The following is a 21,697-nucleotide window of genomic DNA, read 5'->3' on the forward strand; positions in this document are numbered from 1 at the left end:
AATGACCAAAGGCAGCAATTTCTGGGTGATCGGCGGCGAGTTCGGTTCGATGAACTTCCACAAGCTCGTGGAAGGCTCGGCCCAGGTCAAAGGTCCGTTCAAGTCCCGCAAGGAAGCCGAGGACTGCTGGCGCGAGGTGTCGGAAGAGAGCCGCCACAAGGCCGGCGTCCGCTTCTCGATCGTGGAAGAACCGCAGCGCGCTCCGGCAGCCTGACCAGGCGGCTGCCGACCTCACCTAAGAAGACGTCCCAAGGACGGATGGTCCCATCCAGGCCCTGCCTGGGTGGGATCGTCTGTTTTTGGTACAGGTGATGCGGCTGTGGGCGTCGTAAGTATCTGGAATTGTGGTCCTTTGCGGAGGGGATGGTTGCTGATAGGTTAATGCAGGAAAGTCGAGGACGAGGCCGATAATGTCAGAGCCCGAGACCAGCGGGACCCATCCCGGCCAGCCGCGCCCGGTGCGGCTGCGCGATGCATTGCTGCGCGCGCGGATCGAGGCCGCCGACCGGACCGGCGTCGTCGTCGATCTCAGGGACGCCGAGGTGGCGCGGCTCGAGATTCTCAACGACGCGCTCGATCCCCTGTTCGCGCAGGTCCCTGATCAGATCGACCTGTTCGACCGCGGCATCAGCCAAGGCGATACGCCGCGGCTGTGGATCGACGTCGTCGCCCACATCGTGATGGGGCGCGACAAGCGGATGTACCGCTTCGTCCAGGACACCCGCTTCGGCCGCATCGTGCTCGCCGAATCGCACGACACCGCTGTGATCGTCGAGGCCGTCACCGACTATGTCGCGCGCCGCATGGTCGAGCGCGAGCGCGCGATGGTGGTCCCGCCCGAGCCGCAAGCACCGGCCACCGTGCCGCCGCGCCGCTCGCGCGTCTGGCCGTTCGTGTTCGGATTTGTGCTCGGCGCCGCCGCGTTGTTCGGAGTGGCTCTGCTTGCGGCCTTGCGGAGCTGGTAGATTTCTCTCGGCCGTCATTCCGGGGCATACGAAGCATGAACCCGGAATCTCGAGATTCCGGGTTCGATGCTGCCGCATCGCCCCGGAATGACAGCGGGTCTAAATCAACCTCGCATGCTTGATCTGCCCGATCTGGAATCCGGCCCCCAGGCTCCGCACCGTCTGCTCGCAGCGCCAGCCGGCATTGTCTTTCTCGATCGTCAACAGATTATATGCCGCCGCCGGGTAGCGTCCGTGCGCGAGCGCGGAGGCCGAGGGGACGCCGAGCGCGGGAATGGTGCCGTTGGGACCCTCGACCCACACCGTCGAATGAACGTGGTCGTGACCGTGCAGGATCAGCTCGACGCCGTGGCGCTTGAGCAGCGCCAGCAAAGCGGGCGCGTCCGTCATCCGCTTCTGGCGGGAGTCGGATTTCAGCGGATGATGCACCAGCAGCACGCGGAAGACGTCCTCGGCCGCGAGCCGTTCGAGGACGTCTTCGATCGAGGCGAGCTGATCGCGCCCGAGCGTGCCCGTCGCCATCAGCGGCAGGGTCGGTACCGCCGTGGACAGGCTGATCAGCGCGAGCGGCCCGCGCCGGCGCACGGATGGGAAACCGACGCGGCCGTCGTCGTCGGCAAGATAGGGCGCAAACGTCTCGTCGAAACAATGCGAGGTGGCACGGACATAGGCGTCGTGGTTGCCGGGAATCGCGGTCACGTGCTCGGGCGGGCCGACGCTCTCGAGCCAGTGCAGGGCCGGCGCGAATTCCGCCTCCAGCGCGAGGTTGACGAGATCGCCCGTCACCGCGATGTGGTCGGGCGCCTGCGCCTTCATGTCGGCGACGAGTGCGTCGAGAACCTCGCGGCGCTGGTACTTGTGGCGGTTGCGCGTCCAGTTGACATAGCCGAGCGCGCGCTTGCCCGCGAGCTCGATCAGCCGGGGCTTCGGCAAGGGCGGCAGATGCGGGTCGGACAGATGGGCGAGCGTGAAGGGAGTCATGGCGCGCGATTGCCTCGCTATTGCTCTGCTGTAATGGCAAGGTCGCAGCCGGCGCGCAAGCAGGGCCTGAAACGGGGCGGCAGGGAAGTCTGATGGGAGAACGTCTGAACGGTGTCCGACGAAAAGCCGAGCCGCTGCTGCGGCGGCTCTTCCACGCCTATTTCCTGCTCGTCCGCGGCATGACGCTCGGCGTCCGCGCCGTGGTGCTGGATGCCGAGGATCGGGTCTTCCTGGTCAGGCACAGCTACGTCAGCGGCTGGTATCTGCCCGGCGGCGGCGTCGACCACGGCGAGACCATGGAGCAGGCGATGCGGCGCGAGCTCAAGGAGGAGGGCGATATCGATCTCACCGGAGACGCGGTGCTGCACGGCATCTTTCTCAACAGCCACGTCTCCCGCCGTGACCACGTCGCGGTCTACGTCGTCAGGCAGTTCAGGCAGGACCGCCTGCCCGCGCCCAACCGCGAGATCGTCGAATGCGGGTTCTTCGCGATCTCGGCGCTGCCCGAGGGCACCACGCCCGGCACGCGGCTGCGGATCGCGGAAGTGCTCGACGACCGGCCCTTGATTGCGACGTGGCGCTGAGGACGGCCTGTGCTAGTAACCGGCTCGACCGCCGCAATGGAAAACCGGATGAAGATCGCCAAACCCGCTTTCGGTCTGCTCTGTCTTGCGATACTTGCCAGCAACGTCGTCACGATGGCGCGCTGGAGCGAGGCGCGCACGCTCCCCCTGCAGGCTACGCCGCCCGGGCGCGGGCCGACAAGCCTCGGAGCGCCGTCGCGATGACCTCAGCGCAACCTCGCATCGCCGTGCTGGTGCCCTGCTACAACGAGGAGGCGGCGGTCGCGACCGTCGTTGCCGATTTCCGCAAGGCGCTGCCCTCGGCGGAAATCTACGTCTACGACAACAATTCGCGCGACCGTACCGCCGCGGTCGCGCGCGAAGCCGGCGCGATCGTGCGCACCGAGCGCCGGCAGGGCAAGGGTCACGTCGTGCGCCGCATGTTCGCGGACGTCGAGGCCGACGTCTATGTGCTGGTCGACGGCGACGCCACCTACGACGCGCCGAGCGCGCCGCGCATGATCGACAGACTGCTCGACGAGCATCTCGACATGGTGGTCGGCCTTCGCGTCGATCAGGTCCAGGCCGCCTACCGGCTCGGCCACCGCACAGGCAACCGCATGCTGACCGGCTTCCTGTCCTCGACCTTCGGTCACACCTTCAAGGACATCCTGTCCGGCTACCGGGTGTTCTCGCGCCGCTTCGTCAAATCTTTTCCCGTCCTCTCCGACGGTTTCGAGATCGAGACCGAGCTCGCGGTCTATGCGCTGGAATTGTCGCTGCCGGTCGCCGAGATCGAGACGCCCTATTACGCGCGCCCTGAAGGCTCGTACTCGAAGCTCAACACCTGGCGCGACGGCTTTCGCATCTTGGGCACCATGCTGAAGCTCTATCGCGCCGAGCGGCCGTTGCGCTTCTTCACGGTGATCGGAATCCTGCTGGCGCTGGCGTCGATTATCCTCGCGATTCCGATCGTGATCACCTTCATCGAAACCGGCCTCGTGCCGCGCCTGCCCACCGCCGTGCTGTCGATGGGCCTGATGATCATGGCCCTGCTGTCGGTGTCCTCGGGGCTCGTGCTCGACACGGTGACGCGGGGGCGGCGGGAAATGAAGTTGCTGGCCTACCTGTCCCAGCCGGCGCCGAAAAGGAACTGACGCCGTCGTTGCCCGATGGACCGGGCTGCGTTCAGGTGCTATCCCGCGATTGACATGAGCGATCTCTCACTGACCATCCTTCCCGAGGCCGCCGGCGACGCCCAGGCGATCGAGCGGCTGCACGAACGTACCTTCGGCCCCGGCCGCTTCGTGCTGAGCGCCTACCGGATTCGCGAGCACGTCGACCATCTGCTCGAACTGTCCTTCACCGCCCGCATCGGCACGCTGATGGTCGGCTCCGTGAGGCAATTGCCGATCCTGATCGGCGACACGCCAGCGCTGCTGCTTGGGCCGCTCACCGTCGAGCCGCCGTTCCGCGGCCGCGGCGTCGGCCGTCTGTTGATGGAGCGCGCGCTGAAGGACGCGAAGGCGAATGGCCACCGCCTTGTGCTGCTGATCGGCGACGAGCCCTATTACAGCCGCGTCGGCTTCAAGCCGGTGCCCAGGGGCCGCGTCACCATGCCTGGCCCCGTCGACGCCGCCCGCATCCTGGTGTTCGAGCTCGTCGACGGTGCGTTCGAGGGCGTATCGGGCGCGGTCGGTCCCGACTGGCGCAAGGCGCGGGGGTAGCTGCAGCCGCAGTTCCACGCACGGATGGAGCGTCCGCCGTAGCTCGAAGGGCGAAGGCGGAAGCGCAATCCAAGGCCAGGCGGACAAGTCCCGGCTCTCGCTCCGCTTGAGCCTGGCTACGAGGCTTCGCCAGGGGATCTGACGACACCTATCGTCGCGAGAAGTGCGGCAAGCTCAGCCTGACCTCTCGTGTCGGTTTTGGCAAAGACTCGCCTGAGATGCGTTTTGATCGTATTGGAGGACAGCCCGAGTATGACGGCTGCTTCGGATGTCGTCCCGCCGGAGGACGCTGCAATTGCCACGCGTGCTTCCGCCCTGGTCAAGCCATATGCGTCCGTCAATTGCTGCGAGCTCGCCGTTCCTCTTTGCGAGGGATCGATCACGAAGGCGGCGCAAGCCGCGTTGCGGATGAAGGCCCCACCGAGTATCCCGACTTCTTCGCTGCGCAGTCCCACGACGACAATAGTCAGAAGCCGCGTCCCCTCCACCGCGGGAACACTCATCGTTCCGCCGGCTCCACCGGCCAATGTCGAGCGGACAAGGTTTGCGAGGCGTCTCGAATGCGGGGTTGACCAGGTCGCCATCGAAGGCTTGAGCTTGAGCGTCCCTTCCGCTTCCAGCGAACAGGACGTCCGGTTCGCAAAGATGACATTTGCCCTGGGACCCATGACGACGACGCCGTCCGCCAGTTGATCGATCACGTCGAACGCGGCGCTCCTCAATGCGTGATACCCGGTAAGGCGAAATCCCAATGTGACGGATCTCCGCAGATGGGGAGCCAGCATTTCGATGTGCTTACGGCCGACTGCGTCGAATTCTCCGCGGCGCCTGCTGCGGCAGATGTTGAAGGCCACACGGAAGTCGTCCTTCGCTGCCAGCGCAATCATCGCGTTGTGTCCGATGCCTTGAGGTCTGAGGACCTCGTCGTAGAAGACCGATTTTTCGACTCGCGCAGCGGCACCACTTCATCCGACAGGACCACTTGCCCGATCGGCTTGTCCTCCATAGCCTCCGACCAGGCGTTCTGCATATGGCGTTCCTGGTAGGCTTGATTGCATTGCTGATTCAAGCGGCCGTTGAAATCGAAGTAGACTTGCTCGGCCGCGACCGATTGTCCAAACAATATCCCGCCTTCGCTTCCTGTGAGATCGGCGATAGCGGTGAGAACGGCAGGCCAGAGGTCTTGTTGGCCGGCGGCCTCGTATATCAAATCGAGGATACGTTCCATTTTTGCGATCCGGGATGCGCCAGACAAGCCCCTCTACTTGTTCAGAAGCGCGGGAGGCACGCTCGTACCTGCAATTCGAACATCATGACTGGTCGTCAGCGCCAGCACCAGCATGACGGCCAGCAGCGATCCATAGATGCTGACGACCGCAAGCCGCCATTTGTGCACCACGCGGCGGTCTGACTGGGGAGGATCCTGCGGGGATTTCGGCATTGGGATACTCCGAAGCTTCAGAGGGGTCTGACAAAACCGATCCCGGCAGCCATCAGCAGCAGGCCCACGAGGCGGTTGAACGTAGCGGTATCGACGCGGTTGAAGATCATCAGCCCGACATAGGCACCGAGCACGGCGGGGGCTGCATAAAAGAGGAGGCCGAGCGGCATCACCTCTGACGGGCGCAAGACCATCAGCAAGGACAGCGACAGGAGCTGGTTGACCAGGATGAAGGGCTGGATGATCGCGCGGGCGCGGTGCTTGTCGAATCCCTGGACATGGCACCACATCGAAACGAAAGCGGCGGGAAATGCTGCAAGGCCCCCGGTAATGCCTCCCAGCGCGCAACCATGATGCGTCCCCACAGGGGATTTTTCCCGGACCGCAGGGTCGGCTTCAGCGCTGTGAAGGCCCCATAGGTGATCAACAGAGCTCCCAATATCGGCAGCAAGGTGGACGCCGAAGTGTTGCAGAGGAGATGAAGGCCGATGGGCAACGTCAAGATGCTGCCGAAGAGGTAGGGAGCGCACCGGCGCATCTCGATCGATTCACGCAAGCGCCAAACGCAGTAGACTTTGTTGGGCGATCGAAGCGACCAGGAGAATCCGGACGATCGTGGTCGGCTCGCTCAAGCTATGGAAGAGGAAGGCGCCGGCGATCGGCGAGAATGCGAAGCCTGCGATACTCGAAACCAGCGCGGACAGCAGCACGACCCAGCAAGCTGCTTTCATCGCGCTCGACGAGATGGCAAGCGCGACGGCGAAGATTCCCAGGCAGACCGTGGGAATTGCTGGAAATGATCTGACGACGGAGAAAGCGGAAGCTGCCTTTGGATCGACAGGCGGCATGAAAACCTCCGACAGCAAGACTTTGGTGGCAATCGCGGGTATCGATCTCCGATGACCCTACTCGCGCGGCAGAACAATGCGTGTGAACCAATTCACGACGTCGAGCCGAATATCGGGCTCGTGCTTCTGATGCTAACGACTGCGAAGCAACGCAGCGTCACCCGACCGGGTGACAAATGGTGGAACACCTGTAATCAAACACCCCGCGGTGAATTTAGCGTCGCGTTGCTCGAAAATTGTGCGCTTCGGTCGCAAATCTGAAACGTTTAATAGAATTGTGTTTCGTCGATATGCAATTGGAACGATAGTCTCCCTATCCGGTCATAGTTTCGCTGTTTAGTTTGGCAAAGCAGAACCCATGTTCGCGCCGATGTCGGCGCCACGATGTGGACGCCGCAATGTCGAGGATGGAATGCGTCCATCTCTGGTCAGACTGCTCGCGGCAACGATCGGCTTGGCCGTTGGTATCGCGTTGATTGCAGGAAAGCCGCCGGCGGACGGCCATCACAAGGGCCTTCGCCACGCGCACTTCGTTGCCAACGAGTCTAGAGTATGATCGAGGTTCTGTATTCCGCTCACGCGGGAGGGATGGCCCCTCCCGCACGATTCATGGCCTGATCAGCGCTAGAACTTGAAGTTCGCGAACGCCCTGACGCCGATGCCGGGCAGCAGCACCTCGTCCTTGGTGTAGGACACCGAGTTGCGGATGTTCTCGTTGAGCAGGTTGTTGCCGACGAGGCCGACCAGCATCTCGCGCGCACCGAACGAGTTCGGCCTGAGCTTGGTCTTGTAGCTGACCTCGGCCTTCAACAAATTGTAGCCCGCCGTCGGCGTTTCCGCGATCTCGGCCACGTTGTCCTGCGCGAAGGCATGCAACAGGTTGATCCGCATCAGCCAGTTGTCGTCGCGCCAGAACACGCCGCCGCCCATGCGCATGGGCGGAATCCGCGGCACGTTGCTGCCGTCGCTGAAGGTGGCGCGAACAAAGTCGAGCTGGTTCTCGATGCCCCAGATGCCGCCCTGGAAGGCGCCGACGTCGAGCTGCGACTGGAATTCGCCGCCGCGGAAGTTCGCGTTCCGCTGCGAGTAGACCGCCTGATTCAGTTCGCCGTCGGGCGCGCCGCACGAGGCAAAGTCGTCGTCGCACATGACCCCGGTGAGGCGGCGATAGATGAAATTGTCGAAATGCGTGTAGTAGACGGTCGCCTCGAAGCGGAACGGTCCGGTCGCCCTGCGTACACCGAGCTCGACTGATTTCGCCGTCTCGATGGTGAGGTTCGGGTTGCCGATGTCGAACGTCGCCGTCGCGTCGTGACCGCCGCGGGAAAACAGCTCGGCCGCCTTCGGCGCGCGCTCGACATATTGTGCGGTGATGCTGCCGACCATGCCGCCCGGCAGGTCCTGCAGCAGGCCGATGCTGCCGCTCTTCGGCGTGAAGGACGGATTGCGCGCGATCGGCGTCTGCGGCGTGCCGTCGGGCAGGTAATCCGCCGGGAAGTCCGGCGTCGTGCCGTGCAGCTCGACATGCTCGATGCGCCCGGCGATCTGCGCCCGCGTGGTCTCCGTGAACTTGAACTCGTTGAAAGCGTACCCGGCGACGCGCGTGCTGTTGTTCGGGTCCCACAGGCCGTTGAACAGCGTGCCGGGATTGTCCGGGCTCGGCGCGCTCAACTCCTGATGGCCGACCTGGAAGCCCAGTGCGGTCGTCACCTCGGCGAAGCGGGCGTTGAACGGCATCAGCTGCACCTCGGTGCGGATCTCCTGCTCCTTGTTGGTGAAGGTCTGCCTGATGCCGTCGGTGTTGAGGTCGGCGGGATCGGCGAGGCCGATCTCGTTGTGCCGGTAGTCGGTCGCGCCGGCCCAGAAGCGGATCGTGTCGATCGCAGCCGCGTCGGGGCGGTACTCGCCCTTGACGTTGATCTTGGTCTGGTGCGCGTCGATCCGCGTCTGGTGGTCGGCCCCGTCGATGCCGGGGATATGGTAGAGCGAGTCGTTCTGCGTGATCGATGCGCCGATATAGCCGCCCTGGAAGAAGTAGGAGCCGCCGATCGAGGCGCCGTCCGAGCGCGTCGCCGAGTTGGGCTGGCGGCCGTTCACGGGACGCGACTGGTCGGTCAGGTAGGGATAGCTCGGGATGTAATAGTCCGAGGTGGTGCGGCCATAGGCGTCGGCATGGAAGGCAAAATTTCCGCCGCCGGTATCGAGCAGCACGCCGCTTTCGACGCCGCGGTCGACCGAGCTGAAGGCGGTGCGCGTCTCGGCGGTGACGCAAGGCGAGGTCGCGGCGCTCGCGAGCGGCGCCTTGGTCGGGAGACCGTAGCTCTGGAACGATGGCGCGCAGGAGGGCAGCGCATCCGGAATCCGGTTGTTGGTGGCGCTGACCACGCCGCCGATCGAGGTCGAGCCGTAACGCAGTGCCGCCGGCCCGCGCACCACTTCGACCTGGTTCGTTGCGAGCGGATCGATCGGGACGAAATGATCTTCGCCGAGGTCGGAGGCGCCGCCGGCATTGGTGCCGTTCTCGACGATGCCGACGCGGTTGACGTCGAGACCCCTGATGATGGGCCGGCTGGATGCACCGGGCGCGAAGCTCGATCCGGTGATGCCGGGCTTGGAGAACAGGAGATCACCGAGCGTGCCGCCGCCGTTGCGCCGAATCTCCTCGTTCGGCACCACGGTGACGGTCGCGAACTGGTCGGTGACGATTGGCAGCACGCCCTGCTGAGGCGCGGCGGGCACTGGAGCCGCAGGCGTCGCAGGCGCGGCTTCCGCCGTGCGTTCGCGACTGCGCACCCGCGCCGTTCGCGTGCCCCGGTCCGGATTGCGGGACACCACCGCTCTGCGCACGATGGGGCTCGGAGCCGTCACGGTGACGGCGGGAAGCTCGGTCGACGATTTGTCCTGCGCCGAGTCTTGAGCGAACGCAGATGTGGCGGCAGCGCCGAGCAGGAGCAGGCTGGCTCCGCCAAGACGTTGCGCGCGTCGCGATTTGAATGACATTGTCCTGATTCCAGTCAGGCGCCGTCCGGATGATGGTCTGCTGATCGGAGGCGGCCTGCCGTCGCGGTGCGACGGAATTCGACTTCAATTTCTCCCAGGCATTCGCCCGAAAGCGGCGAGACTGGGCGTGATCAAGCGTTGGATGTCAGGACGCAGGAGGCGCGCGGGGCTGGAACGCCGTGCCGGCCGATTTCAGATGGATGAATTCGGCATCCGTGCTGCGGCGGAGCAGCTCGATCGCCTGTGGCAGCAGCAGCACCGGCGGTGTTGCCGATACGATGGCACCGGCCATCGCAATGACGGCGCAGATCGCGCAACTATCGTCGCCAGGATGCTCGCGGTCAGGACCTGAAGGCGATTGCTTCTGGACCACGACGGGGTCGATCGCAGCAACGCCCTTGGAGCCGTCCGGCTGCTGCAGCGAGGATTGGGCGAGAGGCGCGGCCTGGGCGAACCCATGGCTGTGGCCGAACGTCAGCGCGAGCTGCACCAGCATCGCGAACAACGCGAGCCGGGCGCCGTGCCTGATATTCGACCGGAACCACTTCATCTGGAAACGCCACCCCCACATCGGGGCGTCAATCCCAGGACGCCGCGATGTTACAGTGTAACATCGCCCGATCGATCAGCGGATGTCAACGGCTGGGGGATCAGCGCATGCAGACCGTCGACCCGATGTGTCGTTCCGGCAACTAGCGCCCCTCGCGCACCCAGGTCGCGGCGAATGCGCCGAGCAGCAGCAGCAGGCCGATCAGGCCGGAGAAGATCGGCAGCACGCCGACGCCCTTCACGACGCTGGCATCGCGCATCCGCACGCCCATCCAGCCGTCACCGTTGAAGACACTCGCTGAGCGCACCGGCAGGATGCGCGGCAGCTCGACGCTGGTGCTACTCGCCACGCGCACGGCGTTGCCGCCCGTTGCCTGTGTCAGCGGCTTCAGCGTATCGACCGTGGAGGTGACTTCCGAAAACTCCTTCGGATTGGTCGGGCCGACATTGATCAGCGCCTTCAGCGTGCCGTCGGTCGCCTGCCACAGGCCGAGCTCGTTCGCCGGCAGGCTGGCGCGCCACTCGCCGGGATCGGCAGCCGCCAGCGTCAAATCGTGCGACACGCCCGACGGCGAAGTCACGCTCACCGGCTGGACGCTGTCCGCCATGGTCTGACGCACCACGACGAGGTCCTTGCCCTGCACCTGGAGGCGCAGCGCTTCTTCATCGAGATCAGGCTGCTTCATCAGCCAGTGCGACATCCGCCGGAGCAGATCGAGATGCGGCCCGCCGCCCTCATAGCCGCGCGCCCACAGCCAGATGTGGTCGGAGAGCAGCAGCGCCACGCGGCCCTCGCCGAAGCGCGACAGGAACAGGAGCGGCTTGCCGTCGGCGCCGGTCATGACGGGCGGGTTCACCGCATTGCGGGTATCGACGGTGCGGAAGAAGCGGCTCCAGTGCGGCGGCTCGCTGGCGGAGCCCTCCAGCCCGCGCGTGACCGGATGGCGTTTGCCGATGTCGGACAGATGCGCATAGAACGGCTTTTCGGTCACGCCGACCGGCTCGGCCGGCAGCACCGAATCCAGCGGCGTGCGCCAGATGCTGGTGTTGGAGGCGTAGTCGGGCCCGGCCGAGACCAGTACCGCGCCGCCGCCGCGCACATAGCGCGCGATGTTGTCGAAATAGGCGATCGGCAGCACGCCCTGGCGGGCGTAGCGGTCGAAGATGATCAGCTGGAATTCGTTGATCTTCTGCTGGAACAGCTCGCGCGTCGGAAACGCGATCAGCGACAATTCGTTGATCGGCGTGCCGTCCTGCTTCTCCGGCGGGCGGAGAATGGTGAAATGCACGAGGTCGACGCTGGCGTCGGACTTGAGCAGATTGCGCCAGGTGCGCTCGCCCGAATGCGGCTCGCCCGAGACGAGGAGCACCCGCAGCTTGTCGCGCACGCCGTCGATGGCGACGACCGCACGGTTGTTCACCGGCGTCAATTCGCGTTCGAGCGGCGAGGCCTCGATCTCGACGATGTTCGGCCCGGCGTGCTTGATGTCGACGTCGACGCTTGCGCTCTGGCCGCTCGCCAGCGTGCGCTCGTTGATGACCTCGCCGTCCCGGCGGATCGTGACCTTGGCGCGCTCTCCGGAGACGCCCTGGTCGTCGAGGCGGTAGTTGATGGTCTGGGTCTGCCCGACGATGCCGAAGCGCGGCGCCGCCGTGATCGCGATGCGGCGGTCGCGCTCGTCCTTCTGTCCCGTGACCAGCGCGTGCACCGGCGCCTGGAAACCGAGCGCGGCGGCGTTCGCCGGGATGTCGTGGACGCGGCCGTCGGTGATCAGGAACGCGCCGGCGACGCGGTCGACCGGGACGTCCGACAATGCCGAGGCGAGAGCGCCGAACAGTTTCGTGCCGTCGGTCTCGCCGTCGGCCTGCCCGGCCTCGACGACGCGGACTTCGAGGCCCTTGATCTTCTTGAGGCTGTCGACCAGCGCTTCCTGCGCCTGGGCGGCTTCGCGGTTGCGGTTGCCGAAATTCTGGCTCGGGCTCTTGTCGACGACGACGGCCACGACCGAGGTGAGAGGATCGCGGTCCTCGCGGGTGAAGGAGGGATTGGCGAGCGCCAGCAGGACCAGCGCCAGCGCGGCCACGCGCACCGCGGCGCCGCGCGCGCGGGCCAGCAGGAGCACGAGCGCGATGACGACGATCGCGGCGAGCGCGAGCCACAGCACGATCGCGGGAACAAGCGGCGTGAACGCGATGCCGTAATTCATGAGGTGGGCCTATCAACGTAATTCCGGGGCGATGCGAAGCATCGAACCCGGAATCTCGAAATTCCGGGTTCGGCTCTTCGAGCCGCCCCGGAATGACGGGGTGTGTGGATCAAGCGCGTCATGCGCATCTCTATTGCCCCAGCCGTTCGATCAACGCCGGAGCGTGCACCTGGTCGGCCTTGTAGTTGCCGGTCAGCGTGTACATCACGATGTTGGCGCCGGCGCGGTAGGCGAATTCGCGCTGGCGAGGGTCGCCGCCGGTCACCGGCAGCATGGCCTGCCCGTCGGGCCGCACGGCCCAGGCGCCGGCGAGGTCGTTCGAGGTGATGATGATCGGCGAGACACCGTCGCCGCCGCGCGCCGGCCGCTGCGCGCTGTCCTCGTCCTCCTCGCGCGGCAGGGTCTCGACCCAGGTCTGGCCCGCGGTGAAGCGGCCGGGGAAGTCGCGCAGCAGATAGAAGGTCTTGGTCAGCACGTGCTCGCGCGGCACCGGTTCGAGCTCGGGCACGTCGAGGGACGACAGAATCTCGCGCAAGGTCTGCATTCCCGGCGTCTGCGACGCCCCGTTCGCGCCGGGCGGTGCCTCGATCGCATCGCGGGTGTCGAACAGCACCGTGCCGCCCTGCTTCATGTAGGCATCGATCTTGTTGATGGCGTCCTGCGGCGGCTTCGGTGCGCCCGGCACGATCGGCCAGTAGATCAGCGGGAAGAAGGCGAGCTCGTCGCGTGCGGGATCGACGCCGACGGGATCGCCGGCCTCGAGCGCGGTACGCTGGGCCAGGAATAGCGTCAGCCCGTTCAACCCCGCCTTGACGATTGAATCGACATCGGCATTGCCCGTCACGACATAGGCGAGTCGCGTCTGCGACACCGCTTTCATCGCGAACTCGTCCGCGGCGCCGTCGGCGCGCGCCGGCGTCGGCGCAAACGATATCAGGCCTGTGAGCACCATGGCGAACACGATCATTGCGGGCGCGGCGCGGCGGCGCAGCAGCGCGGCAATCCCGCCGCCGAGCACCGCGACGATGATGGCGTCGATCAGGAACAGCGCGAGCGCCGTCGACAGTAGCCAGCCGCGCAAGTCTCGCGGTTCGGCATTGGTGTAGGTGGCGTGCCGTGCGCGCAGGCTCGCGGTGTTCAGGGCCGCGATGCGGTCGGCGGCGGCAAGTGTGTTCACGGCAAGCGGTCCTTCTGCCGGACCATAGAAGCCCGGCGGGTGATCGGGTGTGGCCCGATCGCGATAATCGGCAGGCAACGGCTTTGCGGTCGCCGGCGGCGGGCCGAAGGCGCCGAAGCCGTCGAGGATGTGCAGCGGCGCCACCGTCTCGGCGGTCGCCTCGCTGGCAACGCCCGCGCCGGGCTTGGCGGTGTAGCCGGACATGTCGACCACCCGCCGCAGCATTTCGACGAAGGTGCCCGACATCGGCAGGTCCGACCAGCGCATGTCGGCGCTGACGTGGAACAGGCTGACGAGCCCTTTGCCGCGATGCTCGCCGGTCACCAGCGGCGTGCCGTCTTCCAGCGAGGCCCAGCTCTTGGTGGCGAGCACGGCGTCGGGCTCGGCCAGCACCTGGCGGCTCACGGTGACGTCCTTGGGGACCATGATGCCGGCAAACGGGCCGTCGGCCGCGAAGGAGGCCAGATGCTGCGGCTTCTCCCAGGTCAGGCTGCCGCCGAGCGTCCGACCGCCCTTGCGCAGCTTGACCGGCACGAGATCGTCCTCGGCCTGTGCCAGCCTTGGCCCTGCGAACCGCACCAGCACGCCGCCCTGGTCGATCCAGGCATTGAGGCGCTCGCGGAGTTCAGGGGAGATGGTGCCGACATCGGCGAGGATGATCATCGGCAGCTTCTGGTCCAAAAATTGTGTGATGCCCTGCTGCGGCGAGCCCTTGTCGGCGAGCCGGACGTCGGCGAACGGCGCCAGCGCGCGGGTGAGATAGAAGGTCGGCGCCAGCAGCGGCTGCGCGGTCTCGCTGGTCGAGCCCGAGACGATGCCGATGGCGCGGCGGCGCCAGCGCTTGTCGAGCAGCTGCACCGCGCCGGCGGACCGCTCGCCGGATATTTCGAGCCGGGTGATGTCGTTGCGCAGCTCGACCGGCAGATCGAACGCGGCTTCGGTTTCCTTGTCCTGCGGGCCGAACGAATAGCGCGCTTCTCCGATCGGCGAAGCCTTCTGGTCGAGCGCGCGCACGGTGCCGACCGCGATGCCGCTGTCGGTGCGCAGCACCTTCACCGTCATCTTCGCTGCAGCGTTCTCTGCCGCGACCAGCGCCAGCGGCGAGGAGGTGCCGCCTTCGAACACGGTCAGGCTGCGATCGCCGATGGTCTTGCCGAGGCCCTGCACGAAGTCCTCGCCGCGGCCGGTGTCGACGCCGTCGGAGAGCCAGGCGATCTCGCAGTCGCCGGTGACCTTGAGGAAACGGTCGACCGCAGCCAGCGTCTCGACACGATCGATCGAATAGGGCTTCGGCGCGAGCTGCCGCAGCGCGACGCGCGCCGCACCCGCCGGCATCAGGGTGATGTCGCGGTTCGGCTCCGACAGCGGCACGAGCGCGATGGCGCGGCGGTCGTTGTCGGCGTTGGCGATCAGCTCGTCGGCGGTCCTGATCCTGACGTCCCAGTGCGATGCGGCGCTCCAGCCGTCGTCGAACATGATCATCAGCGGCGCCTTGCTGCCGGCGCTGCCTGTTTGCGGATTCCAGATCGGGCCGGCGGCGGCAAAGATCACCAGCGCGGCGGCGAGCAGGCGCAGCGCAGTCAGCCACCACGGCGTCCGCGAGGGCGTCTCCTCCCTGGGTGCGATGTCGAACAGCAGCCGCGTCGGCGGAAACTCGATGCGGCGCGGCCGCGGCGGCATCACGCGGAGCAGCCACCACAGTACGGGCAGGCTGATGAGGCCGATCAGGAGCAGCGGTTGAGTGAAGGCGAGCGGCAATCCCATCATGCGGCCGGCCCCACCTTGATCGTCGTGGTGCGGGCGCCGGACTTGCTCACCTGCATGCCGGCATGCAGGAACAGCAGCAGCTCCGCGGCCGAGCGGTCGGTCGCGTGGGTCGTGAACAGCCAGTCGAGCTTGCCCGTCTCGGCGCGGATTTGGTCGCGGTGCAGGGCAAGGCGCGCGGTGTAATCCTGCGCCCAGCTTTCGGCGCGGCCGGCGGTGATCACGCCAAAGCCTTCCGGCTCGACGAACTCGACGCGGCCGGAATAAGGGAACGACTCTTCGGCGGGGTCGACGACCTGCACGAGGGCGCCATGCGCGCCGGCGCCGGAGAGCCCCGCGAGCATCGTCCTGATCTCGGAGATCGGCGACCAGAAATCCGACAGCACGATGATCTCGGCGAGCGCGGCCGGAACGAAGGACGGCGGCAGGCTCAGCCGGTCGGCACCGTCGTGCAGCATCGCCTGCGCCATCCTGTCGATCACGCTACGGCTTGCGGTCGGCGCCATCAGCCCGGGAATGCCGACGCGCTCGCCGCCGGCGACGAGCAGCTCGGCCAGTGCGAAGGCGACGATCAGCGTCCGCTCGAGCTTGGACTCGCGCGCGGTCTTCGAGGCGAACGCCATCGAGGGCGAGCGGTCCGGCCAGATCCAGACCGTGTGCGAGGCTTCCCATTCGAGCTCGCGGACATAGAGATGGTCGTCGCGCGCAGAGCGGCGCCAGTCGACGTTCTGCGCCGGTTCGCCCGAGACGAAGCGGCGGTACTGCCAGAAATTTTCGCCGGCGCCGGCGCGGCGCCTTCCATGCAGGCCGTGGATGACGTTGGCGGCGATGCGGCGGGCCTCGAGCACCAGGCGCGGCAGCGAAGCGGCGAGCGTGCGGCTTTCGCCATCGGCACGTCGGATCGCCAGTGTCTCCTTCGCTGCGTGCCCGCTCTCTGCTGCCATCAACCGATCCGAGTCTTCAATTGCCGGATCACGTCCGGAATCGTGCGGCCTTCGGCGCGCGCCTGGAACGTCAGCGCCATGCGGTGCTTCAGCACGGGTTCGGCGAGGTCGAGCACGTCGTCGACCGACGGCGCGAGGCGTCCGTCGATCAGCGCACGTGCGCGAACAGCCAGCATCAGCGATTGGCTCGCGCGCGGGCCGGGTCCCCAGGCGATGAACTTGCCGGTTTCGCCGGCGTCCGGACCCGGGCGGGCCGAGCGCACCAGCGACAGAATGGCTTCGACGACGGAATCGCCGACCGGCAGGCGCCGGATCAGCCGCTGCGCGGTGATCAGCGCATCCGCGGTCATCGAGCCCCTGGCCAGCGTCTCCTCCGCGCCGGTGGTCTCGAACAGGATGCGGCGCTCCGCATCGCGATCGGGATAGTCGACGTCGATCTCCATCAGGAAGCGGTCGAGCTGGGCTTCGGGCAGCGGGTAGGTGCCTTCCTGCTCCAGCGGGTTTTGCGTCGCGAGCACATGGAAGGGTTTCGGCAGATCGTGACGCGCGCCGGCGACGGTGATGTGCTGCTCCTGCATCGCCTGCAACAGCGCCGATTGCGTGCGCGGTGAGGCGCGGTTGATCTCGTCGGCCATCAGGAGCTGCGCGAATACGGGACCGGCAATGAAGCGGAAGGCGCGCTTGCCCGCGGTGCTCTCATCCAGCACCTCGGCGCCGAGAATGTCCGAGGGCATCAAATCGGGCGTGAACTGGATGCGCTTGGCATCGAGACCGAGCGTGACGCCGAGCGTTTCCACCAGCTTGGTCTTGGCGAGGCCCGGCACGCCGATCAGGAGCGCATGGCCACCGGAGAGAATGGTGACCAACGTGTTCTCGATCACGCGATCCTGGCCGAAGATGACGGAGGCGATCGCGTCCTTGGCCGCGCGAATCTGGCTCGACACCTGCTCGGCCGAACGGACGATCCCGTCCTCGAGTTTCTCGACACTCTCCGCCATTCGCTCGCTCCTTAAGCCTGCCACGCGGCTTGCTTGCATCGTCACGTCGGCACGTCACGTCAGGTCATCACGTCACGTCATGGGCCCTATGCTAGACTTGCAGGAAGGCCATGTATTCATTGAATTAACCTATCCCCACCTTATCGGCTTCGGGGTATGTACGGCATCACGAAGTGGCGACCTCCACACCGGACTATTCCGGATGGAACCGCACACCCGAGTACAACGTAGACCTGCACCAATCGTGCCAATTACAGAGTCAGGGCAAACCATGGCGAACCAAGGGCAGAGCGCCGATCGCGGTCTTGAGGGGCTGACTGCGGCCGCCAAAGGCGCCGCCAATGCCGAAGGCGCCAAAAAGGGCCTGCCTCCGGTGCATCTGTGGAATCCGCCGTTTTGCGGCGATCTCGACATCCGAATCGCATCCGATGGTACTTGGTTCTACTTGGGGACGCCAATCGGACGTCCTGCCTTGGTCCGCCTGTTCTCGACCATCCTCAAGCGCGAGGGCGACAAGCATTTCCTGGTCACGCCGGTGGAGAAGGTCGGCATCCGCGTCGATGATGCGCCGTTCATGGCGGTCGAGATGGAGAAGGACGGCGAGGCCAACCATCGCGTGCTGCGCTTCCGCACCAATGTCGATGACTGGGTGACCTGCGATGCCGCGCACCGGCTGCGATTCGAGCAGGCACGGGATGGCGGGCTGACGCCTTACTTGCACGTCCGCGCCGATCTCTGGGCCAAGGTCACGAGGGCGCTCTATTACGATCTGGTTGACATGGGTGAGGAGCGGATGGTCGATGGCCAGCCGATGTTCGGTGTCGAGTCGGCCGGCGAATTCTTCGCCATGGCCGATGCGGAGCAGGTGAGGGCCGCGCTTTGAACAAGCCTATCCCGAGAAGCGATCCCGCCATCCTGGGCGCGGCGGATTTCTTCGCCCGCTCCCGGGCGAAGCTCGGCTTCGACGTGCCGCCGGGCCTGTACGATCCGAACATCATCCCGGCCTCGGGCGATCCCGGCACCGACAAGATGCTCGAGATCATCGCGCGCGAGCAGCCGGTGCGGCCGGCGGCGGTCCTGATCGCGGTGGTCGATCATCCCGAGCCGACCATCCTGCTGACGCAGCGCTCTGCCCATCTCAACGACCATGCCGGTCAGATCGCCTTTCCCGGCGGCAAGATCGACGCGACCGATTCCTCGCCGCTGGATGCGGCGCTGCGCGAGGCCGAGGAGGAGGTCGGGCTGTCCAGAGACTTCGTCGAGCCGCTCGGCTATCTCGATCTCTACGGCACCGCCTTCGGCTTCCGTATCCTGCCGACGGTAGCTAAGGTCAGGCCCGGCTTTTCGCTCACCATCAACCATTCGGAGGTTGATGATGCGTTCGAGGTGCCGCTATCCTTCCTGATGGATCCGGTGAACCACCAGGTGCACAGCAAGGAATTCCGCGGCACGCCGCGGTCCTACTACGCGATGCCGTTTGCGGAACGCTACATCTGGGGTGCGACGGCCGGAATGTTGCGTGTGCTGTATGAGCGGATCTATTCATCATGATCCGGACGGTTCTGACCGAGATCGGAATCTTCCTCATCCCCTTTGCCGTCTATGCGCTGTTCCTGGCCGCAACGCGGTCCGGCCTGTTCGCGCGATCCTCCTGGCCGGTCGCGATCGTCGCGCGCCTTGCGCTGGTGGCGATCGTGCTCGTCATCGCGGGCCTGATCGGCCTTGCGCATTTCTCCGGCGCGCCGCCGGATTCGACCTACGTTCCCGCCCATATCGAGAACGGCAAGCTCGTGCCGGGCACGGAAAAATAGGGGCCGATCGATGAGCGCGGAGCCGTTGCTTGCCCATGCGCCCTGGCTGACCGCAGGCGGGACCGCGCGTGTCCTGCAACTGCTCGGCACCGATGGCGAGGAGGCGCGCGTGGTCGGCGGCGCCGTCCGCAATGCGCTGCTCGGTCTCTTGCCTGGCGACATCGACATCGCGACCACGGCGCTGCCGGAGGAGGTGATGCGGCGTGCCAAGGCCGCCGGCATCAAGGGCGTGCCGACCGGCATCGACCACGGCACCGTCACGCTGGTGATCGAGGGGCACCCCTATGAAGTCACCACGCTGCGCGAGGACACCGAGACTTTCGGCCGCAAGGCCAGGGTCGCGTTCGGCCGCGACTGGGTGAAGGATGCCGAGCGCCGCGACTTCACCATGAACGGCTTGTCGGTCGATGCTGCTGGTGTCGTGTACGACTATGTCGGCGGTATCGCCGATGCGAGAGCCCGCCGCGTACGCTTCATCGGTGATCCCGGCCAGCGCATCGCCGAGGATTATCTGCGCATCCTGCGCTTCTTCCGCATCCACGCCGCCTTCGGTGCCGGCGATCCCGACCGCGAGGGCTATCTCGCCTGCATTCGGGGACGTGCGGGCCTGGCCAGCCTGTCGGCCGAGCGGGTGCGCATGGAGATGCTGAAATTACTGGTGGCCGGCGGTGCAGCCGCGGCCGTGATGGCCATGGCCGAGGGCGGATTGCTGCAGGCGTTGATCGGCGGCGTCGTCTATACGGGCCCTCTCTCGACGATGATCGCGATCGAGCGCGAGCTCGGTCTTGCGCCAAGCAGCACGCGACGCCTGGCCGCGCTGTCGGTCGCCGTGACCGAAGACGCCAAACGCGTCGCCGCGCGCTTGCGGCTCTCCAATGCCGAGGCCAAGGCGCTGGATTCGATGGGGCATCGCTGGTGGCGCTTCGTCAAGAAGGACGAGGCCAATGCACGGCGGCTGCTCTACCGGCTCGGTGCCGAGCGCTATCACGATCGCGTGTTGCTGGGGTGGGCGAGGAACGGCGACGACGACAGTTGGCCGCGCTGGCGCGCGCTCGCCGAGCTGCCGCAGCGCTGGACCGCGCCGAAATTTCCGCTGAAGGCCGCCGACTTCATCGCACGCGGTCTGGCCGAAGGACCTGCGCTCGGACATGTGTTGACGCTCGCCGAGGACGCCTGGCTTGCGGCGGATTTTCCACTGGAGCAAGCCGCGCTCGCTGCCATCGCCGATCAAGCCGTCGCGCGCGTCAGCCGCGATGAGAAGCCGTAAGCTTCGGCGTCGAGCCCGCGGTGGCGATCATCGCGGTCTGCGGGAGCTTTGCCAATGCCAGCCGCATGGTCAGCTAGGCCGATCGCCTTCCCGCACGCATGACGCGGCGGTCTTCCGCCCGGGGCGCCCACGGGTCCCCTGAGGGATCGTCACCGAGGCTCTCTGCAAGGAAGTCGATGAAGAGGCGGAGCCGGCTCGGTACGAAACGCCGATGCGGGTAGAGGACATGAACGCCGAGACTGCCCCAGTCGCAGTCATCGAGGATCGGGATCAGCAGGCCCGCCTCGATGTCCTTGCCGCAGACAAATGACGGAAGCCAGGAGACGCCAAGGCCCGCAACGGCCGCCTTGCGCAGCGTATCGGCGCTGGTCGAGGCGAGCCGGGCGGTCGTTCTGACCTTGCCGTGCATCTCACGCCGGCGCCAGGACCAATCGAGACGAGGTGCGGGCTGCGAGAAGGTCAGCGCGGGCAAGGCCGAGAGCATCTCGGGCGTGTCGGGAACGCCATGCCGGGCCAGGAAGTCCGCGCTTGCCACGACGCGAAAGTGGGTCGTCGCGAGCTTGCGTCCTATCAGTGCGGTGTCGAGCGACTGCGCGACCCGGATCGCCATGTCGAAGCCTTCCTGCACGAGATCGACCGGGCGGTTCGTCAGGTCGGCGACGACGGCAATGCCGGGATGCCGCGACATGAAATCGACGAGCAGTGGCGCCAGGTGATCCTGGCCGAGCTCGACCGGCGCCGTCACGCGGAGCGTCCCGCGCGACTCCCGGTTTTCGGCCCCGACGGTGCCCTCCGCCTCGTCGACGGCTTCGAGAATCGCGAGCACCTTGTCGAGATAGAGTTGGCCCTCCGGCGTCGGCCGCACCGACCGGGTGGTTCTGTCCAGAAGCCGGGCTCCGGTGCGCTCCTCGAGATGAGCGACATGCTTGGCCACCATCGCGGCCGACATCGCGCAGGCGCGGGCCGCCGCGTTGAAGCCGCCGAGCTCAACCACCCGCACGAAAACACGCATGCTGCTCAGCGTATCCATGGTCTATCCCACACTCCCAGTCAGCATCGATCCTACCAGACGGTGAATTCTCGCAAGCGTGGCGGCGACATAGACCGCTGCGTGAGCCCGATCGGGTGATTGCGAACCAGAGGTACCACATGAGGACATTGCTGCAATTCGACTTCGCGTTTGATGGGCCGTGGGGTCAAGATCTCCAGATCGCCTGCCGTGATCTTGCGGACGACATCGCGGCCCAGCCCGGGCTCATCTGGAAGCTCTGGGGCGAGAACCGCAGCGCGGGCCGCTCGGGGGGCGTCTATCTGTTCGAGACGCCGGAAGCGGCCGCTGCCTATGTGACCAGGCATCGGCCGCGGCTCGCCGCCTTCGGCGTGACCGACCCGACGATCTCGTCCTTCAGCCTCAATCTGCCGCTGTCTCGCACGACGCGCGCGCCGTTGTGAGAG

Annotated in this window: 24 protein-coding genes; 12 read left to right on the plus strand and 12 right to left on the minus strand. The window is 66.2% G+C overall.

Translation table 11 applies throughout. From position 1 onward, the window contains the following. Nucleotide 1 precedes the first annotated feature (1 nt). Complete coding sequence (locus EHH60_RS32015; RefSeq protein ID WP_027575539.1) at nucleotides 2-214, plus strand: DUF4170 domain-containing protein; 213 nt, start codon at nucleotides 2-4, stop codon at nucleotides 212-214. Nucleotides 215-410: 196 nt separating this feature from the next. After that, on the plus strand, nucleotides 411-965 hold the full coding sequence (locus EHH60_RS32020; protein WP_124163333.1) for a hypothetical protein: 555 nt from the start codon (nucleotides 411-413) through the stop codon (nucleotides 963-965). 99 nt (nucleotides 966-1,064) lie between these two features. On the opposite strand, the gene EHH60_RS32025 is transcribed toward EHH60_RS32020, so the two are convergent. Continuing rightward, nucleotides 1,065-1,946: a metallophosphoesterase family protein gene (locus tag EHH60_RS32025; protein WP_124163334.1), complete on the minus strand. Its 882-nt coding sequence runs from the start codon at nucleotides 1,944-1,946 to the stop codon at nucleotides 1,065-1,067. A 92-nt stretch (nucleotides 1,947-2,038) separates the two neighbouring features. Between EHH60_RS32025 and EHH60_RS32030 the strand changes: the two genes are divergently transcribed. Genes EHH60_RS32030 through EHH60_RS32040 form a run of 4 tightly spaced genes read left to right on the plus strand, consistent with a single transcriptional unit; the run spans nucleotide 2,039 to nucleotide 4,236 of the window. Continuing rightward, a complete protein-coding gene (locus EHH60_RS32030; protein ID WP_124163335.1) occupies nucleotides 2,039-2,530 on the plus strand; it encodes an NUDIX domain-containing protein in 492 nt (163 codons plus the stop codon). Between the two features lie 48 nt (nucleotides 2,531-2,578). After that, a complete protein-coding gene (locus EHH60_RS37265) occupies nucleotides 2,579-2,734 on the plus strand; it encodes a hypothetical protein (RefSeq protein ID WP_158626793.1) in 156 nt (51 codons plus the stop codon). After that, entirely contained in the window at nucleotides 2,731-3,666 is a 936-nt protein-coding gene (locus EHH60_RS32035) for a glycosyltransferase family 2 protein (RefSeq protein ID WP_124163336.1), read from the plus strand. The genes EHH60_RS37265 and EHH60_RS32035 overlap by 4 nt, the downstream gene beginning before the upstream one ends. Before the next feature lie 54 nt (nucleotides 3,667-3,720). Next, nucleotides 3,721-4,236, plus strand: coding sequence for a GNAT family N-acetyltransferase (locus EHH60_RS32040; RefSeq protein WP_124163337.1), 516 nt, complete (start codon nucleotides 3,721-3,723; stop codon nucleotides 4,234-4,236). 116 nt (nucleotides 4,237-4,352) lie between these two features. On the opposite strand, the gene EHH60_RS32045 is transcribed toward EHH60_RS32040, so the two are convergent. The 4 genes from EHH60_RS32045 to EHH60_RS32060 are packed head-to-tail and all read right to left on the minus strand — an operon-like array spanning nucleotide 4,353 to nucleotide 6,207. Continuing rightward, the gene (locus tag EHH60_RS32045) at nucleotides 4,353-5,123 is read right to left on the minus strand and encodes a helix-turn-helix transcriptional regulator (protein WP_124163338.1); all 771 of its coding nucleotides are present in this window, start codon (nucleotides 5,121-5,123) and stop codon (nucleotides 4,353-4,355) included. Then, nucleotides 5,120-5,464: a hypothetical protein gene (locus EHH60_RS32050; RefSeq protein WP_124163339.1), complete on the minus strand. Its 345-nt coding sequence runs from the start codon at nucleotides 5,462-5,464 to the stop codon at nucleotides 5,120-5,122. The genes EHH60_RS32045 and EHH60_RS32050 overlap by 4 nt, the downstream gene beginning before the upstream one ends. Nucleotides 5,465-5,497: 33 nt before the next feature. Beyond that, the gene (locus EHH60_RS32055) at nucleotides 5,498-5,677 is read right to left on the minus strand and encodes a hypothetical protein (protein WP_124163340.1); all 180 of its coding nucleotides are present in this window, start codon (nucleotides 5,675-5,677) and stop codon (nucleotides 5,498-5,500) included. A 17-nt stretch (nucleotides 5,678-5,694) separates the two neighbouring features. Further along, entirely contained in the window at nucleotides 5,695-6,207 is a 513-nt protein-coding gene (locus EHH60_RS32060) for a TSUP family transporter (protein ID WP_283811873.1), read from the minus strand. 85 nt (nucleotides 6,208-6,292) lie between these two features. Between EHH60_RS32060 and EHH60_RS32065 the strand changes: the two genes are divergently transcribed. Beyond that, a complete protein-coding gene (locus EHH60_RS32065; protein WP_124163342.1) occupies nucleotides 6,293-6,580 on the plus strand; it encodes a hypothetical protein in 288 nt (95 codons plus the stop codon). Between the two features lie 569 nt (nucleotides 6,581-7,149). On the opposite strand, the gene EHH60_RS32070 is transcribed toward EHH60_RS32065, so the two are convergent. From EHH60_RS32070 to EHH60_RS32095, 6 genes are all read right to left on the minus strand, one after another. Continuing rightward, on the minus strand, nucleotides 7,150-9,525 hold the full coding sequence (locus EHH60_RS32070) for a TonB-dependent receptor (protein WP_124163343.1): 2,376 nt from the start codon (nucleotides 9,523-9,525) through the stop codon (nucleotides 7,150-7,152). A gap of 145 nt (nucleotides 9,526-9,670) precedes the next feature. After that, entirely contained in the window at nucleotides 9,671-10,075 is a 405-nt protein-coding gene (locus tag EHH60_RS32075; RefSeq protein ID WP_124163344.1) for a DUF2946 domain-containing protein, read from the minus strand. A 142-nt stretch (nucleotides 10,076-10,217) separates the two neighbouring features. Further along, a complete protein-coding gene (locus EHH60_RS32080; RefSeq protein WP_124163345.1) occupies nucleotides 10,218-12,281 on the minus strand; it encodes a hypothetical protein in 2,064 nt (687 codons plus the stop codon). A gap of 130 nt (nucleotides 12,282-12,411) precedes the next feature. After that, nucleotides 12,412-15,225 carry a DUF4159 domain-containing protein gene (locus EHH60_RS32085; protein ID WP_124163346.1) on the minus strand — a complete coding sequence of 938 codons (2,814 nt, stop codon included), beginning with the start codon at nucleotides 15,223-15,225 and terminating at the stop codon, nucleotides 12,412-12,414. Further along, nucleotides 15,222-16,166 (minus strand): DUF58 domain-containing protein, encoded by a 945-nt coding sequence (locus EHH60_RS32090; protein WP_124163347.1) that lies wholly within the window; start codon nucleotides 16,164-16,166, stop codon nucleotides 15,222-15,224. The genes EHH60_RS32085 and EHH60_RS32090 overlap by 4 nt, the downstream gene beginning before the upstream one ends. After that, nucleotides 16,166-17,164 carry an AAA family ATPase gene (locus EHH60_RS32095; RefSeq protein WP_124163348.1) on the minus strand — a complete coding sequence of 333 codons (999 nt, stop codon included), beginning with the start codon at nucleotides 17,162-17,164 and terminating at the stop codon, nucleotides 16,166-16,168. Before EHH60_RS32095 ends, EHH60_RS32090 begins: the two co-directional genes overlap by 1 nt. Before the next feature lie 271 nt (nucleotides 17,165-17,435). Between EHH60_RS32095 and EHH60_RS32100 the strand changes: the two genes are divergently transcribed. From EHH60_RS32100 to EHH60_RS32115, 4 genes are read left to right on the plus strand one after another with little or no spacing between them, the layout of a single operon-like run. After that, the gene (locus EHH60_RS32100) at nucleotides 17,436-18,047 is read left to right on the plus strand and encodes a DUF1285 domain-containing protein (protein ID WP_124163349.1); all 612 of its coding nucleotides are present in this window, start codon (nucleotides 17,436-17,438) and stop codon (nucleotides 18,045-18,047) included. Further along, the gene (locus tag EHH60_RS32105) at nucleotides 18,044-18,715 is read left to right on the plus strand and encodes a CoA pyrophosphatase (RefSeq protein WP_124163350.1); all 672 of its coding nucleotides are present in this window, start codon (nucleotides 18,044-18,046) and stop codon (nucleotides 18,713-18,715) included. The genes EHH60_RS32100 and EHH60_RS32105 overlap by 4 nt, the downstream gene beginning before the upstream one ends. Continuing rightward, nucleotides 18,712-18,975, plus strand: coding sequence for a DUF6111 family protein (locus EHH60_RS32110; RefSeq protein ID WP_124163351.1), 264 nt, complete (start codon nucleotides 18,712-18,714; stop codon nucleotides 18,973-18,975). Before EHH60_RS32105 ends, EHH60_RS32110 begins: the two co-directional genes overlap by 4 nt. A gap of 10 nt (nucleotides 18,976-18,985) precedes the next feature. Beyond that, nucleotides 18,986-20,242 carry a CCA tRNA nucleotidyltransferase gene (locus EHH60_RS32115; protein WP_124163352.1) on the plus strand — a complete coding sequence of 419 codons (1,257 nt, stop codon included), beginning with the start codon at nucleotides 18,986-18,988 and terminating at the stop codon, nucleotides 20,240-20,242. A gap of 73 nt (nucleotides 20,243-20,315) precedes the next feature. On the opposite strand, the gene EHH60_RS32120 is transcribed toward EHH60_RS32115, so the two are convergent. Next, nucleotides 20,316-21,272 (minus strand): LysR family transcriptional regulator, encoded by a 957-nt coding sequence (locus EHH60_RS32120; RefSeq protein ID WP_124163353.1) that lies wholly within the window; start codon nucleotides 21,270-21,272, stop codon nucleotides 20,316-20,318. A gap of 119 nt (nucleotides 21,273-21,391) precedes the next feature. Here EHH60_RS32120 and EHH60_RS32125 point away from each other — a divergent pair, with 119 nt between their 5' ends. Then, nucleotides 21,392-21,694 carry a monooxygenase gene (locus EHH60_RS32125; RefSeq protein ID WP_124163354.1) on the plus strand — a complete coding sequence of 101 codons (303 nt, stop codon included), beginning with the start codon at nucleotides 21,392-21,394 and terminating at the stop codon, nucleotides 21,692-21,694. Nucleotides 21,695-21,697: the final 3 nt, after the last annotated feature.

Source organism: Bradyrhizobium sp. RP6 (genome assembly GCF_003837805.1).
Classification (GTDB): Bacteria; Pseudomonadota; Alphaproteobacteria; order Rhizobiales; family Xanthobacteraceae; genus Bradyrhizobium.

Bases quoted from the DNA above. Each gene is read 5' to 3' on its own strand.
- EHH60_RS32045 (WP_124163338.1), bottom strand. From the start codon at position 5,123: ATGATTGCGCTGGCAGCGAAGGACGACTTCCGTGTGGCCTTCAACATC.
- EHH60_RS32040 (WP_124163337.1), top strand. From the start codon at position 3,721: ATGAGCGATCTCTCACTGACCATCCTTCCCGAGGCCGCCGGCGACGCC.
- EHH60_RS32035 (WP_124163336.1), top strand. From the start codon at position 2,731: ATGACCTCAGCGCAACCTCGCATCGCCGTGCTGGTGCCCTGCTACAAC.
- EHH60_RS32080 (WP_124163345.1), bottom strand. From the start codon at position 12,281: ATGAATTACGGCATCGCGTTCACGCCGCTTGTTCCCGCGATCGTGCTG.
- EHH60_RS32070 (WP_124163343.1), bottom strand. From the start codon at position 9,525: ATGTCATTCAAATCGCGACGCGCGCAACGTCTTGGCGGAGCCAGCCTG.
- EHH60_RS32120 (WP_124163353.1), bottom strand. From the start codon at position 21,272: ATGGATACGCTGAGCAGCATGCGTGTTTTCGTGCGGGTGGTTGAGCTC.
- EHH60_RS32085 (WP_124163346.1), bottom strand. From the start codon at position 15,225: ATGATGGGATTGCCGCTCGCCTTCACTCAACCGCTGCTCCTGATCGGC.
- EHH60_RS32030 (WP_124163335.1), top strand. From the start codon at position 2,039: ATGGGAGAACGTCTGAACGGTGTCCGACGAAAAGCCGAGCCGCTGCTG.
- EHH60_RS32020 (WP_124163333.1), top strand. From the start codon at position 411: ATGTCAGAGCCCGAGACCAGCGGGACCCATCCCGGCCAGCCGCGCCCG.
- EHH60_RS32075 (WP_124163344.1), bottom strand. From the start codon at position 10,075: ATGAAGTGGTTCCGGTCGAATATCAGGCACGGCGCCCGGCTCGCGTTG.
- EHH60_RS37265 (WP_158626793.1), top strand. From the start codon at position 2,579: ATGAAGATCGCCAAACCCGCTTTCGGTCTGCTCTGTCTTGCGATACTT.
- EHH60_RS32025 (WP_124163334.1), bottom strand. From the start codon at position 1,946: ATGACTCCCTTCACGCTCGCCCATCTGTCCGACCCGCATCTGCCGCCC.
- EHH60_RS32015 (WP_027575539.1), top strand. From the start codon at position 2: ATGACCAAAGGCAGCAATTTCTGGGTGATCGGCGGCGAGTTCGGTTCG.
- EHH60_RS32110 (WP_124163351.1), top strand. From the start codon at position 18,712: ATGATCCGGACGGTTCTGACCGAGATCGGAATCTTCCTCATCCCCTTT.
- EHH60_RS32125 (WP_124163354.1), top strand. From the start codon at position 21,392: ATGAGGACATTGCTGCAATTCGACTTCGCGTTTGATGGGCCGTGGGGT.
- EHH60_RS32100 (WP_124163349.1), top strand. From the start codon at position 17,436: ATGGCGAACCAAGGGCAGAGCGCCGATCGCGGTCTTGAGGGGCTGACT.
- EHH60_RS32050 (WP_124163339.1), bottom strand. From the start codon at position 5,464: ATGGAACGTATCCTCGATTTGATATACGAGGCCGCCGGCCAACAAGAC.
- EHH60_RS32095 (WP_124163348.1), bottom strand. From the start codon at position 17,164: ATGGCGGAGAGTGTCGAGAAACTCGAGGACGGGATCGTCCGTTCGGCC.
- EHH60_RS32115 (WP_124163352.1), top strand. From the start codon at position 18,986: ATGAGCGCGGAGCCGTTGCTTGCCCATGCGCCCTGGCTGACCGCAGGC.
- EHH60_RS32090 (WP_124163347.1), bottom strand. From the start codon at position 16,166: ATGGCAGCAGAGAGCGGGCACGCAGCGAAGGAGACACTGGCGATCCGA.
- EHH60_RS32055 (WP_124163340.1), bottom strand. From the start codon at position 5,677: ATGCCGAAATCCCCGCAGGATCCTCCCCAGTCAGACCGCCGCGTGGTG.